A 16,034-nucleotide genomic window follows, 5' to 3' on the forward strand; every position below is an offset into this window, starting at 1 on the left:
TTCACTTCCGTTTCAGGAGTTTCCGCGCGACCGCCCGGTCGATCCAGTGGTCGATTTCCGAAAACGTCATCTCGCCGACGCGACGGGCATCGACCACCCGGAGATCGAACACCAGCAGGTCGGCCCGTTGGCTTATGGCGCCCCGCGGGCGCCCTCGAAAAAATCGAGGATCGCCCGCTTGATCGCGATCCCGTCGCGCAGCGAAATGAGCCGCAACAGCGCATCTCCGCCCTCATGATCGAGGCAGGCGCCGACATAGCCGCGCAGCGCCGCACCGTCCTCGCTCGGCACCATCGCGCCGGCCGTGTAGACCATCGTCACCGGATCGCCGTGGGCGAAATAGTCCGCCGCCGTCGGTTCGCGCAGGCGGACGTCCGTGACCTGCTGGTCGTGCCAGAGCACCGGCGCGGAGAGCGTGACCGTGACGGTTCTCGCCATTGTCACACCCTCCGGTAGGAGGCGGAGACGAGCCTCAGGCCGGTGATTTCACCGGTCAGGCGATCGCTCTGCGGATCGCCGGCGAAACGCGCCTGCGTCCACATGTGCGTGACGCCGGTATGTTCTTCAACGACGGTCACATTGCGCGCGGGGCCCTTGAGCAGGGCGTGCACGTCGACGCCGCCATTGTCGACCAGCGTCATGGCCATACGATGCCCCGCCAGCGTGTGCACGGCATCGACACTGCCGTCCTGATTGACCGACTCCTCCACCGTCCGGTTCGACGGATTAACCTGGAAAAGCCCCTTCATGGTCACCGGCGTGCCGTCGATCGAGAATCGCATTTCGCCGCCGAAATCGCTCATGGCGGAACCTCCTTTTCTTGGGTTCTACAGATTCTACGCGCGAACGACGCTAGATATACTGCGCGTAGATCGTGGCGTTGCCGGCGAGGATATCGAGCGGATTGACGCGATCCATCGGCAGGAACATGTCGACGCGCGCCGGGTTCGCCGCGTTGCGCCGCACGATCACGCTGGCCGCGAACGTCGCCGCGTCCTCGAACACGCCTCGCTGCTCCAGCGCTTCATAGCCGTGGATCAGCGTGGCCTTGATATCGGCCGGCGTCGTTACAGCCTCGAGCGCACCGGGGTTGCTATCCATCAGCGCCTTGTTGCCCTGCTCCGACGCCAGCCGCTCGCGCATGTATCCGAAGCCACCGGCGAGTTGATAAACCGACTGCACGTCGCGAAACACGCTGTCCGGCTGCCCGGTCGGGCCCGTCCGATAGGTGGTTACGATCTTGTCGACCGCGACCCGGCCGTCCGCCGTCGCCGTCCAGGTCGAGATGCCCGCCCCGAGAAGGGTGTTGCGGGCCGAATAGCCCCACACCGCCGTGCGGTCACGCGGCGCTTCGATCCCTTCCACCACCAGCCCGGTCTGGTTGCGGCTGACATTGCCGGTCGTCGTGTCCGACAGCCACGGCAGCAGCCGGCCGGCGAAGCCGGCGGCCCACAGCCAGGATGGGCGCTGATGCGTCGCGGGCCGCGCGATGATGCTGGTATGCCGGTCGTTGCGCCCGAGGCCCAGCGTCGTCTGCGCCGAGGTGTTGCCGGAATTGCAGCACCAGGCATGGCCGTAGCTCTGTCGGGACCACGCCCAGCGGCCCGCGACGTCGGAAAGCCACGCCTGATAGGCGTCGAGCGACGCGGTATCGGCCCAGGGCGCCACCATCGCCCCACACGGATCGTCGCCGATCGCCGCCAGCGCGGTCGCGAGGCTCGGCACGCCGGAGGCGGGCGTCACCGATGCCACCGTGAGCGCGCCCACGAAGATGTTGCCGGCGATGCCGGTCGGAATGGAGTGGTCGATTTCCGCCATGATGGCACCGGCATGCCGTGCCGTCAGCGTCACCACGCCCGCCGCCGCGGTCGCCGTCACCGGCAGCATCGCGCCCGTCAGCGCATTCGAATAGGCGTTGATCGCCGCCGCCAGCGCCGCCGCGACGATGGTCACGGTATCGCCCGCCGCCGCCGTCACGATCACCCGCTCGCCGCAGATCTCGACATATCCCGTGCCGCCGGCCGCCGGCACGCTGGCGAGCGTATAGGTCCAGGTCGGCGCGGCGCCGGTCTCGGTGACCGCGACGAGCCAGGTCTCTTGCGCCGGGGCATTCAGCGCCACGATGCGCCACATCTCCCGCAGCATGGAGCCGGCGCCGGCGAGCATGGTCGCCTCCGCCAGCGACGTGCAGATCGTCGGGGTATTCGCCGCGAGCGTCCCGGCCGCCGCCTTGTGGCCCACGAGATAAAGACGGGAGACCGAATCGTACTGTCCGGCGGAGTTGAATTCGAAGCTCATAAGCGGCGCAATGACGCCGGACCCGGGAATGTTGTTGAAGCCGATGCCAGCCATGATGTCGCTCGCTGTTGAGAGGGTTTTGGTGCGTCAGGCCTTGGCGGCCCGCGCCTTGGCGGTCTCCACCGGCGCCGGTTCGACGGGCGTCGGAACAGGCGCGGCGGCTTCCACCGGCGCCTCGCACTCGACAACCGACACGTCGGCGAGGCAGCCGATCCAATACGGATCGTCCGCGTCGATCCGCTCGCCATCGATCGAGAACAGCCGCCCCCCGCGGTCAGGCATGGGAAGGACGTGGCCCGGCTCGGCGAGCCGCGCGAAGATGATCCGCATGATGTTGGTCTCCGGATTGCGCCGGCTGGATTCGGCCGGTCGGAACTTGCTGCCGGTCAGGCCGGCGCGTTGGGTACGCTGAATCTCACGGGCGCGTCGTCGTCGGGCGGCGCGGCCGGATCGAGCGAAACGAAACCGGCCATCTGTTCGATGGGCGTCAAGGTCGGCGACGGCGCCACCAGTCCGGCGATCAGCGCGCACAGCGTGCCCGCTTCGCTGTTCGGTGGCAGCGCCAGGGCGACGCCGCGCAGCGGCTCCGGCAGCCGGTCGAGCCCTTCGGCGGCCGGACCGGCGAAATCCGGCGCCGGCCAGGCGGTTGCATGCGTCCGGATCGTCAGCGCGATCGTGCGCAGCGCGAGCCGCACCTCGCCGTCCGCATCCCGCAGCGGCACCGATTCGATGGCCCGCGTTTCCATCGCCACGCGTCGGTAGGGCGCGCCGGCATCGGTGTAGGACCGCGGATCGAGCGCCCGCCGCACCTGCGCGTCGAGCAGGTCGAGCAAGGCCTCATGTCTCTTGTCGGTCAGCGCCACATCGAGCGCGCCGACGGTCTCGGTCGACCCGTCCGGCGCCTGCACCATGACCTGCCCGCGTGCGGCGATCATCGCCTCGACCACGAGCGAGATGACCGGCACCGTCGCCGGATGGCGCGCCTGCCCCTCCGGCTCCACCCGCTCGTCCTCGGTGTAAACAACCAGGACCGGGCGCGGCTCCGGCCGCGTGCCGAGCTCGTCGAGCGCGGCCTGACGGCTGTCATAGACGAGCCGCCCCGCGATGGTGACGCCGCGCAGCGCCTCGACAGCCGCGAGCCGCAAAGCCAGCCGGTGCAGGCTCATAGTGTCACCTCGTCCGGCAGCCGCGAAAGCGGAAACACCCGCCGCCCCATGTCGTCAGGCTCGGCAGGGCCCAGCCGCCAGTGCGTGCCGTCGGCCTCACGCCGCACGATGTCGCCCGCCCGGGCATCGACCGGCCCATGGAGCGCATCCAGCGCCGCATCCTGCCACCGCGCATCCACCTCGAGGCGCGGCCGGCCCATCACGGCGCCGGGCCGCCGGTCCGACCGCGTGTCGTAGGCATCCGGCACCGCCAGCCGCTCGGCGGACGAGACGTAGACCGCCCTGATGTCCCGCTCCGCCCGCCCCGGATCGGGCCCCGCCGGCGCATCCACATCCGCCCCCGCCGCCCGCGGCATCAGCCGCCAGCCATCACCGAACTCGCGGTCGACGGCGGCGGAGAGCCGCACCGAGCGGGCTTCGAACGACGTCATGGATCAGGACGCCTTGCCGGTCACCAGCATCTCCGGGCGGGTGCAGACATGCAGCGGATAGGAATATTGCTCAGGCCGCACCCACGCCCCGCGCTGCTGGTCCTCGACCAGGAGCGAATAAATGTCGAGCGCACGCTTGTTGACGTAGGGGATGAACTCCGCCGAGCCGAACACCTCGCGGAACACGCCGCGCGCGCCGACCGGAAAGAATCGCACCTTCCCGTCCGGAACCGCGATCGTCGTGCCGTCGTCCGTGCCCCTGTAGTTGTGCCAGGTGATGTTCCCGAACACGAACGCGCCGAATTCGGAGGCCTGACGAAGGTCGGATGCCGCCTGCCAGTTCAGGAAGGTCCGCTCCACACTCGCGTGGGTGATGAACTGATCATAAAAGCTGTTCGATGCCAGGGCATGCACCGAGGTGGTGTTGTTCCAGGCGCCTTTCGCCTTGACCTGCATGGCACGCCGGACGTCGTGGCACTTCAGCAGCACCTTGGTGCTGGCGTCGTCGAGTTCGAAATCGACTTCGGCCGGGGGCGCGATGCCGAACTCGCTGAACCAGTCGATGATGGTGCTGCCATCCGCGTCCTTCACGACCCCGTTGATAGCGCCCATGCGCATGTTCTCGTGCGTCAGTTCGATGTCGTCGCGGATGCGGCGCTGCCGGTCGGCCACCTCCGTCATGGCCTCGACCAGCTGCTCGTCCTCCGGCAGCCCGAGGATGCCCTGCATCTCATAGCCGTAGATGGTCGAGCCCTTGGCGAGCCGCGTCGTGGTGAACTTCCGCACCAGCTTGGTATCGGGATTGAGTTCCGCCGGCGCCGCGCCGTTCGGCGACGTCTGGATCAGGGAGAGCGTGCCGTCCTGCTCGGAAATGCCGACGTCACGGCCGCGCAGATAGTCGGGTTCGAAGATGCCGAGAGAGCCCAGAAGCTGCGGCTTGAAGTCGATCTTCTGGACGCTCTCGGTCATCTCCACCATGCGAAACGGGTTGCCGCTGAAGATGTCGATGATTCCGGCCATGGCTGTCATTCCTCCGCGGCGCCCGGCGCCGTCATCGTGACTGGTCTGTGAGAGTGCCCGGCTCAGCGGGCGATGATGGTGTTCGCGGCAAGAGCCGCGAGAACGGCCGCCTTTTCCGCGTCCGTGTCGGTGTCCGCGTGGAACACCAGGCCGGCGAGGCGGACCTCGCAGAGCCGCGTGAGCAGCGTCGTCTTGACGTCGGCAGCCGTCGCGTCGACGGCATCGATCAGCAGCGCCGACGCGACCTGCGACCCGTCGCTCGCCGCCGGCGTGTGCTTGGTGTACTTCCCGCTCGCCGTGATCTTGCCGAGGATCTGCCCCGGCGAGAGCTTGCCCGCGCCCGAGGCGATCTTGGCAACCTCGCGCGAGATGTAACCGTTGCCTTCCGACACGATGAAGTCCGACGGCGAGCGCGGCTTGGTGATGGCAGCCATTGTGATGGTCTCCTGTGCGAGGGGGCATTGCCCCGGTCAGCGAACGCGGTCAGCGCTTGGCGTAGAAGCGATCCCAGGTCGCGCCATTGGCCTTTCCGGTCGGGCCGGCGGGATCGAGGGCGAGGCCGATCGCGCCCGAACTCGCCCGGCCCGTCAGGGCCGCCGTCCCCGGCGCCTCCTTGGCCGCGGCACCGAGGATGCGGGCGGCCGCCTCCGGCGAGGTGTCGGAGTGCAGCGCCAGCTCCCGCGCCAGACCGCCGCGGCCATCGGCCGCCTCATGATCGAGGATCGCCGCGATCCGCGCGCGCTCGGCAGCGGCCGCCTCGCGGCGCGCGGCTTCGACCGCGGCCGTCATTTCGACCGCGCTGTGGATTTTCTCGTCGCTCATGGATGTCCCCTTGGTCACGCCCGCGCGCCCGCGCGGGGCCGTCCTGTTGATCTCGGCAAGCACGTCGTCGATGGTGCCGACCGCATCGGCGAGCCCGGCGGACACCGCGTCCGCGCCGATAAAGGTCCGCGCTTCCGTCGCCATCACAGCGGCCTCGGAAAGACCCGGGCGGCCGGCCGCGACCGTCGCCACGAACAGCCGGTAGAAGGTCTCGACCTCCGCCTGCAGGTCGGCGCGCACGGCATCGGGCAGCGGTTCGAACGGGTTGCCGTCGACCTTGTGAGCGCCGGCGAAAATGAGGGTGGGCGTGACGCCGCGCTTCTCGAGCATCGCGGACTGGTCGACGTGGAGCAGCACGACGCCGATGGAACCCACGATGCCGCTCGGAACGGTGACAATGCGGGAGGCGGCCGAGGCCATGGCGTAGCCGGCCGATGCCGCCATCCCGTTCACGACCACTGTGACCGGCTTGATGGCATTGATCCGTCGGACGGTGGCCGCCATCTCCATGGCGCCCACGGCCTCGCCGCCGGGCGTCTCCATGTCGACGACGATCTCGCGCACCTTGTCGTCGCGCGCGGCCATCTCCAGTTGCGCCGCAACGCCTTCGTAGGACGTCAGCCCGGACGATGCCCCGACCCAGGCACCGCGATTGACCAGCTCGCCCTCGACAGTCGCCACCGCAGCGGCGCCAACGCGGCGATAATACTCCTCATAGGTGCCCGCCATTGGATCGCCGACACCGATGCTCTCGCCTCCGAACCGCGAGGCAGCCGGTGCGCGGCGCATGACCGTTTCCGACGCGGTCAGCTGTCCGGCATCCCGGGCGAGCAGGAATCCCGCGATCGTCTCCGCCGTCTCGGGCAGCACCAGCAGCGGACGCCCGAACACCCGGCTCGCGATTCTCAGATAGCGCGCCATGGCTTACATCCTGCCGGCGCTGATCGAGCCGCGGCGGCGGATCGGCGCCCGGCCGCTGACGACGAGGCACGCATCTTCCGCCGACTGCATTTCCTGCCGAAGCCGGCCGAGATCGGATGCGGCGAAGGAGACTTCGCGATCGGTCTCGCCGGACCGATGGCGGATCGATACCTCGCCCGCCCCGGACAGCAGCTCGAAATAGGCCGTGCGCAGCGCCGCCGCCCGGGCGCAAGGGTTCGTCCAGTCGACGCTCACGCGGCATCCTCCGTTTCGTCTTCGGGATCGTCGAGCGCGGGACCGCCGTTGTGGCCGATCGAGGCCGAGGGGGCCGGCGGCAGGTCGTTGTCGCGGCGCGACCGGGCTTCGCGCGCCAGCTGCTCGTTCTTGTCTTCCCAGTCGATGCCGTACGCGGCGCACACCATTTCTTCGGTGACGACGCCGTTCTTGAGCAGGATTTCCCAGGCCTGCGCTGTCTTCTTGTCGTCTGCGGTCGGCTTCACCGGGCCGCGCCAGGTCGCGAGCGTCGCCGCGGCGCGGTTGCGCCAGAACCCGGCGAGGCCACCGGGGAAGGCGATCCGGCCACTCTCGATTTCTTCCTCGAGCCAGGCCTCATAGAGCATCTGGTAGAGCCGGCCGATGATGTGCTCGCGGCGGTACTCGACGATCTTCCAGATCTCTTCGGTCGCCATCCGCACCGAAGAATAGGTCGCCCCGCTATAGTCGCCGGTCAGCTGCTCGACCGTGACCCCAAGGCACCGGGCGATCTCGCGCAGCAGGAACTTGGCGAACGCCTCGTACGTGGAATTCGGGTGTTCCGAGCCGTGGAACTCAAGCTCGTCACCCGTTGGCAGATGCGTGATCTTGCCGAACTCGCCAAGATCGATCTTCGTCTCGGCATACCAGTCGGCGCGCATCCCCTCCGCGACTTCGAACGGCGACGGCGGCAGACCGCTCTCCGGGTCCGGCGGCAATTTCTCCGCCATATCCCGCAGCGCATCGAAAGCCTCCGCGCTCGGCGCATCCGACTTCAGCGTCGCGGCGAAAATCGCCTGGATCAGCGCCGCCGTCAGGGTGGCATTCGACAGCTGGTCGTACTGCCGGACCACCTGCAGCGCCGGCGCAAGCGGCGTGATCCCGCGCACCTGCCCGATCGCGCCGTCGAACACATGCACCACCTGCGGACGGCCGGCGCTGTCCCGCGCCAGCACCATCACGTCCTCGTCGGACATGCCGTCGAGCCGCAGCCTGAAGCGATAGGATCGCGGCCGTCCGGTACCTGTGTCGAACCTCACACCCTGGATCATGTCCGGCGCGCGGGTCTCCTGAGACAGCCGATGCGACGGAATCAGCTGCAGCTTGGTCGCGCTGGTCGAATCCGCCGTCCGCAAATGTCGGATGGTGCCGACCACCTCGCCGGTGGCGATCCAGGAGCGATAGGCCTGTGCCGCCAGCTGCCCGAGCGCCATTCGCCCGGAGATGTCGCATTCCTCCGGGCGGGAAGCGTAGAGATAGAACCGCCGCTCGATGCGCCGGGCGAGCGCCTGTGCTTCATCCCGGCTCACGCCGAGAGCGTCGGCGTCTGGTTGCGCGTTCAGCCGGAGCCCGACGCCGACCGTCATCGCCGTTGCGATATCGACGCCGCCGGCGAGCCACCCCGAATTCTGAATGGCATCGATCGCCCGGCTCGCGGCCGCGACCCACGCGACCCGAACGTCCTCCTGTGAGTCCCGCAGCACGGGCCGCCAGTTGAACAGGAAAGGCGAGTTGCCGCCGCGCAGGTAGCTCGCGGACGGCCCGCGGCCGGCGCCGCGGCGCGCGCCGTCGGGCCTCGGCGCGAGCCGGGGAAACAGCCGACCGAGCAGCGACATGACACCTCACGAATTCAGGCGCTTGGCGATCGAGCCCAGGCCCTTGCCGGCCGACCCGCGGCGGCGCGCGCCATGCGAGCCCGTGGATCCGGCATCCGCTTTCGCCCCGGGCTGTTCCGCGGCGCCGGAGGAAGCCGGGACTTGCGCCGTTGGCCCCATCGGCAGGCCGGCCTGTGAGCCGAACAGCGGCATATCCTCGATGTCGCCCTGTTCGGGCGCCGGAGGCGTCTCGCGCTCGCCCTCGAGGCGATCCCAGATCGCATCGGGCAGGTCGCGCACGCCCCACTTTTCGGCCGCAACCTCGGCCTGGAGAGCGGTATCCAGCGCCTCGTTGGCCTGCGCGGCGTCCTTGATCCAGCGGTAGACCTTGAAGCCGGTGCGGTCGGTCTGCTCGACGCGCCTCTCGGCGGTCAGCTGACGGAAATATTCATCGTCGAACCCCTTCGCGAGCCCAACATAGGACCGCGCCTCGGGATCGGTTTTCGCCAGCGCGCGGTAGAGCGACATCTTCAGGATGCTGGCGCCAAAATTGTAGAAGCGCTTCGAATACCGAAGCAGCTTGCCCTTGCGATCCCGCTCCCGCTTGACGCGGACGAGGCGCGGCGCCTGCTCCTGGTTCGCGCCGCGCACCATGATGACGCGCGAGGCTGGGTGCCGACGCACCCATTCCCAGACGTCTTCGGTGAAGGCGTTGCCGTCGATCGCGACCTGGTCGACCCCGAGTTTCCGGCCCGCCGCGTTCGTCCATTCCTGCTTCAGAAGCCCATCGAGGCGGCGGCGGGTCTCTTCCTCGGAGATATGCCCCGGGATCACGCCGACATCGAAGTGCCACCGCCGCCGCTCCCGGCCCCACGCAACGGCCTGCCATTCCACCCGGTCACCCTGGCAATCGATGCCGAGTGTCACCACGAGCCCACCGAGCGGGATGCGTCCGCGTTCGACGCCGGTCGCGGCCGCGCGGTCCCGCAGCGTTTCCCAGGGCGGCGCCTCGCCGCTCGTCTTGAAAGCGAGCCCCGCGATATCATTCAGGAACGTCTGTTCCGCCGCCGGATCGCCCTTCGCCTTCAGCCAGGCCCGGGCAATGCGTTCCCAGCTCTGAAGCGGCGAGTAGGCGGACCAGATGTGAAACGAGCGGTGCTGCCGACGCGCCGCGGGGTTGCGGGCGATATAGCCGTGGTGTGCCTCCTTCGCCGCGCGCCGGAGCATCTGCGGCCTGTGGTGCTCCTGGATTTCGACGCCGCAGGCGACGCACGTGAAATGGGCCCGCTCCGGATGATGCTCGTCGAGATTGGCGAGCATGTTGCCCCACTCCAGCACCTGCCGGTGGCCGCAGTGGGGGCAAGGCACATGGAAGAACTCCTGACTGCCGTCGCGCAGGTTCTTCGTGATCTTGCAGCCCGGTTCGACCAGCGGCGTGCTGATCTTGAAGATCTTCGCGAACTCATGCGCCAGCGACCGGCTGTCCGCCTGGCCTTCGGGATCGCCCGCGGCGTTCGGCGCCCACTTCGACAGATCGTCTTGCACCTGCCGCCGCATCGTCACCTGCGACAGCTGCGCGGGCGAGTTGGCGCCGCTGATCTGGATCACGCCCCGGCCGTCCCGGGTCTCCTTGTACATCAGCGCGTCGGCCGATTCCTTGGTCCCGGCCGCGAAGATCGCCCGGAGCGACACGGTCGACCTGAGCATCGGCGCGAGCTTCATCTTGCTCCAGCGGCGGCCGTTCTCATCGGTCGGATGCGTGAACAGGAAATGGCACGGGTCCATCGCCATCGAACCGCACACGAACACGGTGGCGAGGATCGTGCCGCCCACCTGTGCGGACTTCGCCAGCGTCACGATGCGACAGGGATCGTCCGGCGACAGCGCCTTCAGCGGCTCGATGAAGAACGGGAACAGGTCCAGGTCGAACGGGCCGGGAAACTGGTCGTTCTCGCCGAACTCGATATTGTTGACCGCCCACTTGACGTAGTCGACCGGCGGAGGGGGCTCCAGCACCTCCGATGCGGCTTGCCCGTGGATGTAATCGGGGTTGGCGACGGCGATGCCGCCCGGCTGCGCGATCATTCGACGGGCTCGACATCCTCGACAGGATCGTCCACGTGGACGGGCAGGTTCGCGAGCGCCCGGCGCTGCGCGGCGGCCATCTTCTGGCGGACGGTGCGGTACTCGGCGCGAAGGAGATGCAGCACGTCGCGTTTCGGCACGTCGAACTTCGCGGCGATCGCGTCGGCGAACTGCGCGAGCCCGCCTTCGAAGCCGCTCATGATGGTGGAGACCATCGACCGCGCCGAGCGGGCCACATCTTCGGTCCTGGTATAGACCCCGGCCCGCGCCCGGCTTTCCTCTTCCTCGCGGCGCTTCGCTCGCCGCATCGCCTCGAGCTTCTCGCGCTTGATCTCGTAGTCGATGCCCGGCGGCTTCGCGCGGCTCGCTGCCTCGCCGCCTGTGGCCGGCGCCGGGTCCGCGGGGCTGTCCGCGCCGAGATCGGTATCGAGCCCGTTGCCGAGCCTTTGGGAGATATCCAGCTTCTGGCGAAGCTGGCGCCGCGCCTCCGCGACGTTGATCCGCGCCGTCCGCCCGCTTCCCACCAGCGCCGCGCCCGACAGCTTCCCCTCGGAAATCCATTGCGACACGCGGCCCGGCGAGACATTGGACAGCCGCGCGAACTCGCCTTTCGACACGACGTCCAAGGGCTTGCCCTCTTTAGCTCTTTAGCGTTGTTGAGCCTGTTTCTTTAGGCTCTCAAATCGCGCTCTCTCTGCCGAAATCCCGGGCCGCAGCGGCACCGCGGGCTTTGGGGAGGGGTACGGTCCCTTGAGGCCCGTCGCCCCACCCCGGCGGGGATCAGGTCAGGAGGCGGACGAGTTCGTGGTCGAGGCGACGGGGCAGGACGGCCTGGACGGTCGCGAAGAACGCCGCTTCGCTCGCGCCCTTGACCATCTCCTTGGGGATGGCTGGCCCCCACCGCTTGGTGATGCGCTGGCGCATCTGGCCGGCATAGCTGCCCTTGCTCGCCTTGCGCTTCCCGCCGACGCGGACGAAGACATGGCCGCCGAGCGAGGAGACCATGAACATGTGCGGAAAGCGGCGCCGCACCTTCCATGGCGCGGCGCTGATACCGGTTTTGACTTGACGCGCCCCGAAGTCACGCAGCGGCAGCGTCCTGTCCGCCGCCCGGATCACGTAGCGCCCGGCGCCATATTCGGCGCGCCCGCTCGTCACCCGCCGCACCGCGCCGTAGCGGGCGCCGGTCTGGGACACCAGGGCGCGGCGCACCTGAGTGAGCGTCTGATCGCCGGTGTGCCGCACGGCGCGGTAGACCGCGAGCGGCAGCTTGTCGCCCACGGCCGCCATGCGGTTGCCGAGGCGCACATATTGGCCGACATCGACGCGGAAGCCGATCGCTACCATTTGCGCAACCTCGCCTTAGCGGCCGCCAGTGCCGCGCTCCGCATCGCGGCCGCGGCATCGGCGCGGACCGTCTCGCCGATCCGGCGGACAGGCGCGGCGGCGCCGCGGACGTCACCGCGCGCCACCGATGAAGCCGCGAGCGCGATCAGATGGCGCCTTTCGGCACATCGGCACATCGGGCGCACCTCGCGGAAATCCATCGCCTGGAAATGCGAAACCCGGCTCGGGTCTCCCCGGCCGGGTTTTCGAAATCCACCATGCTCCGCCATTCGGGTGACACAAGGTCACCCGGCGATGCGCCTCATTCCTAACGCCATCGGCGCCGGTCCGCGCGGCGCGGGAAGGATCGGCAGCACCGCCGAAGCCGACAGCCGAACTTGATTCGCTGTCCCCGCATCACGCAGCCATACCGTCACCGCGGCACTGCCGTCAACCTCGGCGATCTCCACCAGCAGATCGCGCAGCGGCCCGCGGCTGATGACGGCAAGGCCACCTTCTTCCGCCTTGACCCGCTGCGCACCCCGCACCCGTGCGAGAGCCCGCACGACCGCGGGGTCCGCGACATCCATCCGGCCCTTGCTGTCGCAGCGCATCATCAGGCCGCCGACGACATAGCCCGGCACCGTCAACGGCGCCTCGCCGGAATAGACCACGGCGGAAACGCCCATCATCCGCGAGATCGGCCCAACCGCCTGCCCGGCCCGCAGCCCGGCAAAAAGGTACCGGCCGAACAGTGGCCGCAGCACGCCGATCTTGCGGCGCCCGTGGCTGACGACCCCCGCGAAGTGCGGCAGGAAAACCGCGTAACCGGCGCCGCGCAGCTGCTCGGCGGCCAGCCACTCGCGCCGCGCCTCGGTGTGCACCGCCACCCACGTCAGATCGGGGCCGAGCCCGCTCGCCGTCGCATCCGTCATCGCACCACCTCCGGTAATCTGCACCACGTCCGAAGCCGCCGCACCGAGGTGGTGCAGCCCGAAAACATCCGCCGTTTCAACCGCTTGCACCACCTGCACCACCTTCACCACCTCAAAAACCCACAAGAACACTGCCGCCCACCCGGCGCGGGAAAGGTCGCGCGCGCCCGCGCGCGCCTCATGCGCGAATCAAGGTGGTGCAGGTGGTGCAGGTGGTGCAAACGCCTGAGAGGACTGCGAAAATCGCGCTGCACCACCTCGGGACAGGAGGGGAAGAAGTGGTGCAGGTGGTGCAAGGCGTTGAAAACGCGCACCTTCCCGCGGAAAAAATCGCGTCAAAGGTCCTCTCCCTCCCAATCGATCGTGGAGCGCATCGCCGCCGCATAGGCGGCGCGGGCGTCCTCAAGGGACGGGAAGGCGTAACCCCACAGCCGGCGCGCGGCCGGACTGATATCGTCCGTATCATAGCCCTGTGTGCGCCTAAGGTCAGGCACAATGCGGCGCAACTTGATGCCGAACGACGTCTCGTCCGATTTTCGCCGGATGCCGACGCGGTCGGCCGCCGCGTAATAGGCGGAGATCAGCCGGTGCGTCGGCACCCACGGGCGCCAATGCCCATCCCCGGGCAGTTGAGCCCCCTCCCGCAGGCGTTCGAGCCAAAACGAATCGATCGGATCGAGCGAGTGCACCTTTTGTTCATAGAGCGCGCGGGTTTCCGGCACGTCGCGCAGGTCGATCCGCGAGAGGTCGACCGCCATCAGGTACGCCAGCAACCCGGCGAGGCCGCCGCCCTCGCGCATGTGAGAGCGGAGGGCGGAGAAGTAGTTCGAATCGCGGATACGCCGATCGCCGACGTCGAACACGGCGAACGCGCGTTCTTCCTTTCCCGCCGGCACCACCCAATCGTTATTGGTGGTCAGCATCAGCCGCATGTAGTTCGGCACCGGCACGGCATCGACGCCCTTCAACTCGACCATGTGGTTCTCGGCGCGGACGAGACCTTTCAGCGTGCCTTCCGACGCCTTGTCGCCCGCCCACACGCTTTCATCCGCCTGCGCAAGCAGGCAGCCCCTGAAGTGGGCATTGAAGTTGGAAAGCAGATAGCGCGCCGAATAGGTCTGGAAGAAATGCCGGGGCATCAGCTCGCCCAGGATTTCGCCCACGATCGACTTGCCGGCGCCCTGGTGGCCGCGCACCGCGATCGCGGTCGTGATGCGCTCGCGCGGGCGTTGGACCATGTGCGCCATCCAGCCGACGATGAAATCGAACAGTTCCATCGATCCACCGCACCAGTTCTCGAGGAGGTGGTCGAGGAACGGTGCGCACGATTTGGTGGGATCAGGCGCGACCGCCCAGCCGGTCCAGTAGTTGAACAGCCGCGTGTCCGGCGGCGCCTCGCCGGGCGCCAGCGGGTGAAAGGTCAGGCCGTCATATTCCCGGCGCTGGCGATGGCGGATCCACATCCGCGCCGTCTGCACCGCCGAAAGCCCGCCGTCCGGCAGGGGCTTGTAGGTAACCTTCGGCAGGTTCTTGAGAAAAAACGAATCCGCCGACATGAACACCGGATCGCGTTGCTCCGGGTGTTCCCACAGGATGCGCGTGGCCCCCCCGAACACGATGACGGCATATTCCCGGTTCCAGGCATCGATGTCGAACGGCACGCCGCCCGGCTCCGCCACCACCGGCGCGCCGGCGATGGCATCGGCGATCGGCTTGGCCTTGCCGCCGCCCCGTTTCGGCTTCTTCGGCGGCGCGCCCTGCGGGGCGTCGTCCCCCTGCGGCGAGGCGCCCTCGCCGTTGTCGCCAGCATCGTCCTGCGCACTCATGACCGCGCCTCACGGTCGACGATGCGATAGCCGGCCGAAGGCAGATGCTCCAGCACAAGCCTGAGCGTGCCGAGGCGCTGCCTCAGATCCCAGATGGTCTTGCGCAGACTCAGGCCGGCATCGTCCGGCCCACCATCCGGCCGGCCAGCATAAACCACATCAGCGAGTTCGAGCGCCGTGACGTGCCGCCCGGCCACGCCTGCGGCCAGCAGCACAACGGCGACCGGAAAAGCCACCGGCCCGAGATCGAGCACGATGCCGCCGCGCACGATCTGGCGCCGCTGCATGTGCAACAGCACTTCGTCACGCGGGATCGGGCGATTGCAGCAGGGGCAGAGCGATGCCGCGGCATGCACCACAGCGGTCAATGGTGCGTTCATGTCGTCACCTCCCCGGCGGCTGATGCCGCCGTCTTGCAGCCCGTGGGGCCGCAGGTCCAAGTTCCGATCCGGCCCGCAAGGCCGAAATGCTCCCGCCCGTAAGGCGCCCAGGCGCCGCAGCCGCAGCGCAACGGGCGGCCCGCGCGCGGATTGACATCGAGCAGCGGCGCGGTCTCGCCGAGCCGCACCGGAGGCCGCTGGCGCGGCTGTGAAAACAGGTCATCCACGGGGCAAGCCCCACTGCCCCGCACGGACTACACACTTTTTGCGCAACACCGCTTGACGACACCGTCCACGTTGTGTATATATTACACAACGAAGCGGAGAGACGAGATGAGCCCGAAGCGCCCGACCGAAACCCCGAAAGAAGTCATCCGCCGCCTTCTGGCGGATGGCTGGACGGAACGGCGGGGCAAGGGCGACCACCGCAACTTCGTGAAGCCCGGCCACGGCGTGGTCACCGTCGACACCGGGGTCCGCGAGATACCGATCGGCACGCTGCGCAACATCTACCGCGTCGCGGGCTGGCCCTGGTAAGGCCAGCCCCGGCAACAGAAAGGACAGAGCACCATGGCCACCATCATCGCCCTCATTCACGGCGAGGCCGGAGCCTACGGCATCGGCTTTCCGGATTTCCCCGGTGCCGTCAGCGGCGGCGCCACCATCGACGAGGCCTTGCGGCGCGGCCGCGAAACGCTGGCGACGCATATCGAGGCGCTTGGCGAGGCCGGCCAGGACCTGCCCCGCGTCCGCACGGTCGACGAGGTGCGGGCCGATCCGGCCCTTGCGGAGGATTTCGCCGACGCGGTTCTCGTCACGGCCGTCACGGTCGACCTGCCGGGCAAGGCCGTGCGCCTCAACATTTCGATGGATGAGCACCTGGTGGCGCGCATCGACGAGGCGGCGCGCGCACGGGGCGAAAGCCGCTCGCGCTTCCTCGCCGAGGCAGCGCGGACGCGTCTTGCGGGTTGAGGGGG

At 68.5% G+C, this 16,034-nt stretch carries 19 protein-coding genes; 2 read left to right on the plus strand and 17 right to left on the minus strand.

Features of this window, described 5'->3' with window-relative positions:
- Positions 1-132 precede the first annotated feature (132 nt).
- From BUF17_RS12245 to BUF17_RS12330, 17 genes are all read right to left on the minus strand, one after another.
- Entirely contained in the window at positions 133-438 is a 306-nt protein-coding gene (locus BUF17_RS12245; RefSeq protein WP_073628987.1) for a phage tail assembly protein, read from the minus strand.
- Between the two features lie 2 nt (positions 439-440).
- Positions 441-803: a phage tail tube protein gene (locus tag BUF17_RS12250; protein ID WP_073628989.1), complete on the minus strand. Its 363-nt coding sequence runs from the start codon at positions 801-803 to the stop codon at positions 441-443.
- Between the two features lie 49 nt (positions 804-852).
- On the minus strand, positions 853-2,352 hold the full coding sequence (locus BUF17_RS12255; RefSeq protein WP_073628991.1) for a phage tail sheath subtilisin-like domain-containing protein: 1,500 nt from the start codon (positions 2,350-2,352) through the stop codon (positions 853-855).
- A gap of 33 nt (positions 2,353-2,385) precedes the next feature.
- Positions 2,386-2,628, minus strand: coding sequence for a hypothetical protein (locus BUF17_RS12260; protein WP_073628993.1), 243 nt, complete (start codon positions 2,626-2,628; stop codon positions 2,386-2,388).
- Positions 2,629-2,684: 56 nt separating this feature from the next.
- Entirely contained in the window at positions 2,685-3,464 is a 780-nt protein-coding gene (locus BUF17_RS12265) for a hypothetical protein (protein WP_073628995.1), read from the minus strand.
- On the minus strand, positions 3,461-3,895 hold the full coding sequence (locus BUF17_RS12270; protein ID WP_073628997.1) for a hypothetical protein: 435 nt from the start codon (positions 3,893-3,895) through the stop codon (positions 3,461-3,463). Before BUF17_RS12270 ends, BUF17_RS12265 begins: the two co-directional genes overlap by 4 nt.
- Positions 3,896-3,898: 3 nt before the next feature.
- Positions 3,899-4,915, minus strand: a complete 1,017-nt coding sequence (locus tag BUF17_RS12275) for a major capsid protein (protein ID WP_073628999.1) — start codon at positions 4,913-4,915, stop codon at positions 3,899-3,901.
- Between the two features lie 62 nt (positions 4,916-4,977).
- Positions 4,978-5,349: a head decoration protein gene (locus tag BUF17_RS12280; protein WP_073629001.1), complete on the minus strand. Its 372-nt coding sequence runs from the start codon at positions 5,347-5,349 to the stop codon at positions 4,978-4,980.
- Between the two features lie 49 nt (positions 5,350-5,398).
- Positions 5,399-6,658 carry a S49 family peptidase gene (locus BUF17_RS12285; protein WP_073629003.1) on the minus strand — a complete coding sequence of 420 codons (1,260 nt, stop codon included), beginning with the start codon at positions 6,656-6,658 and terminating at the stop codon, positions 5,399-5,401.
- A gap of 3 nt (positions 6,659-6,661) precedes the next feature.
- On the minus strand, positions 6,662-6,913 hold the full coding sequence (locus BUF17_RS12290; RefSeq protein WP_073629005.1) for a hypothetical protein: 252 nt from the start codon (positions 6,911-6,913) through the stop codon (positions 6,662-6,664).
- Positions 6,910-8,526 carry a phage portal protein gene (locus tag BUF17_RS12295; protein ID WP_073629007.1) on the minus strand — a complete coding sequence of 539 codons (1,617 nt, stop codon included), beginning with the start codon at positions 8,524-8,526 and terminating at the stop codon, positions 6,910-6,912. The genes BUF17_RS12290 and BUF17_RS12295 overlap by 4 nt, the downstream gene beginning before the upstream one ends.
- Positions 8,527-8,532: 6 nt before the next feature.
- Complete coding sequence (locus BUF17_RS12300) at positions 8,533-10,590, minus strand: phage terminase large subunit family protein (protein ID WP_073629009.1); 2,058 nt, start codon at positions 10,588-10,590, stop codon at positions 8,533-8,535.
- Positions 10,587-11,216, minus strand: coding sequence for a hypothetical protein (locus tag BUF17_RS12305; RefSeq protein WP_073629011.1), 630 nt, complete (start codon positions 11,214-11,216; stop codon positions 10,587-10,589). The genes BUF17_RS12300 and BUF17_RS12305 overlap by 4 nt, the downstream gene beginning before the upstream one ends.
- A 154-nt stretch (positions 11,217-11,370) precedes the next feature.
- A complete protein-coding gene (locus tag BUF17_RS12310) occupies positions 11,371-11,937 on the minus strand; it encodes a hypothetical protein (protein ID WP_073629013.1) in 567 nt (188 codons plus the stop codon).
- A gap of 284 nt (positions 11,938-12,221) precedes the next feature.
- Positions 12,222-12,962 carry a transcription termination/antitermination NusG family protein gene (locus BUF17_RS12320; protein ID WP_139282512.1) on the minus strand — a complete coding sequence of 247 codons (741 nt, stop codon included), beginning with the start codon at positions 12,960-12,962 and terminating at the stop codon, positions 12,222-12,224.
- Between the two features lie 224 nt (positions 12,963-13,186).
- Entirely contained in the window at positions 13,187-14,677 is a 1,491-nt protein-coding gene (locus BUF17_RS12325; protein ID WP_073629019.1) for a primase-helicase family protein, read from the minus strand.
- Positions 14,674-15,057: a hypothetical protein gene (locus BUF17_RS12330; RefSeq protein ID WP_139282513.1), complete on the minus strand. Its 384-nt coding sequence runs from the start codon at positions 15,055-15,057 to the stop codon at positions 14,674-14,676. Before BUF17_RS12330 ends, BUF17_RS12325 begins: the two co-directional genes overlap by 4 nt.
- Positions 15,058-15,390: 333 nt before the next feature.
- On the opposite strand from BUF17_RS12330, the gene BUF17_RS12335 reads away from it, so the two are divergent.
- A complete protein-coding gene (locus BUF17_RS12335) occupies positions 15,391-15,594 on the plus strand; it encodes a type II toxin-antitoxin system HicA family toxin (protein ID WP_073629023.1) in 204 nt (67 codons plus the stop codon).
- Positions 15,595-15,627: 33 nt separating this feature from the next.
- The gene (locus BUF17_RS12340; protein ID WP_073629025.1) at positions 15,628-16,029 is read left to right on the plus strand and encodes a type II toxin-antitoxin system HicB family antitoxin; all 402 of its coding nucleotides are present in this window, start codon (positions 15,628-15,630) and stop codon (positions 16,027-16,029) included.
- The last annotated feature ends 5 nt before the right edge of the window (positions 16,030-16,034 follow it).

Origin of the sequence: Pseudoxanthobacter soli DSM 19599 (assembly GCF_900148505.1) — a bacterium.
Classification (GTDB): domain Bacteria; phylum Pseudomonadota; class Alphaproteobacteria; order Rhizobiales; family Segnochrobactraceae; genus Pseudoxanthobacter; species Pseudoxanthobacter soli.

Excerpts from the sequence above, each read along its gene's own strand:
- BUF17_RS12245 (WP_073628987.1), bottom strand. The coding sequence starts at position 438 with ATGGCGAGAACCGTCACGGTCACGCTCTCCGCGCCGGTGCTCTGGCAC.
- BUF17_RS12250 (WP_073628989.1), bottom strand. The coding sequence starts at position 803 with ATGAGCGATTTCGGCGGCGAAATGCGATTCTCGATCGACGGCACGCCG.
- BUF17_RS12255 (WP_073628991.1), bottom strand. The coding sequence starts at position 2,352 with ATGGCTGGCATCGGCTTCAACAACATTCCCGGGTCCGGCGTCATTGCG.
- BUF17_RS12260 (WP_073628993.1), bottom strand. The coding sequence starts at position 2,628 with ATGCGGATCATCTTCGCGCGGCTCGCCGAGCCGGGCCACGTCCTTCCC.
- BUF17_RS12265 (WP_073628995.1), bottom strand. The coding sequence starts at position 3,464 with ATGAGCCTGCACCGGCTGGCTTTGCGGCTCGCGGCTGTCGAGGCGCTG.
- BUF17_RS12270 (WP_073628997.1), bottom strand. The coding sequence starts at position 3,895 with ATGACGTCGTTCGAAGCCCGCTCGGTGCGGCTCTCCGCCGCCGTCGAC.
- BUF17_RS12275 (WP_073628999.1), bottom strand. The coding sequence starts at position 4,915 with ATGGCCGGAATCATCGACATCTTCAGCGGCAACCCGTTTCGCATGGTG.
- BUF17_RS12280 (WP_073629001.1), bottom strand. The coding sequence starts at position 5,349 with ATGGCTGCCATCACCAAGCCGCGCTCGCCGTCGGACTTCATCGTGTCG.
- BUF17_RS12285 (WP_073629003.1), bottom strand. The coding sequence starts at position 6,658 with ATGGCGCGCTATCTGAGAATCGCGAGCCGGGTGTTCGGGCGTCCGCTG.
- BUF17_RS12295 (WP_073629007.1), bottom strand. The coding sequence starts at position 8,526 with ATGTCGCTGCTCGGTCGGCTGTTTCCCCGGCTCGCGCCGAGGCCCGAC.
- BUF17_RS12300 (WP_073629009.1), bottom strand. The coding sequence starts at position 10,590 with ATGATCGCGCAGCCGGGCGGCATCGCCGTCGCCAACCCCGATTACATC.
- BUF17_RS12310 (WP_073629013.1), bottom strand. The coding sequence starts at position 11,937 with ATGGTAGCGATCGGCTTCCGCGTCGATGTCGGCCAATATGTGCGCCTC.
- BUF17_RS12325 (WP_073629019.1), bottom strand. The coding sequence starts at position 14,677 with ATGAGTGCGCAGGACGATGCTGGCGACAACGGCGAGGGCGCCTCGCCG.
- BUF17_RS12330 (WP_139282513.1), bottom strand. The coding sequence starts at position 15,057 with ATGAACGCACCATTGACCGCTGTGGTGCATGCCGCGGCATCGCTCTGC.
- BUF17_RS12335 (WP_073629023.1), top strand. The coding sequence starts at position 15,391 with ATGAGCCCGAAGCGCCCGACCGAAACCCCGAAAGAAGTCATCCGCCGC.
- BUF17_RS12340 (WP_073629025.1), top strand. The coding sequence starts at position 15,628 with ATGGCCACCATCATCGCCCTCATTCACGGCGAGGCCGGAGCCTACGGC.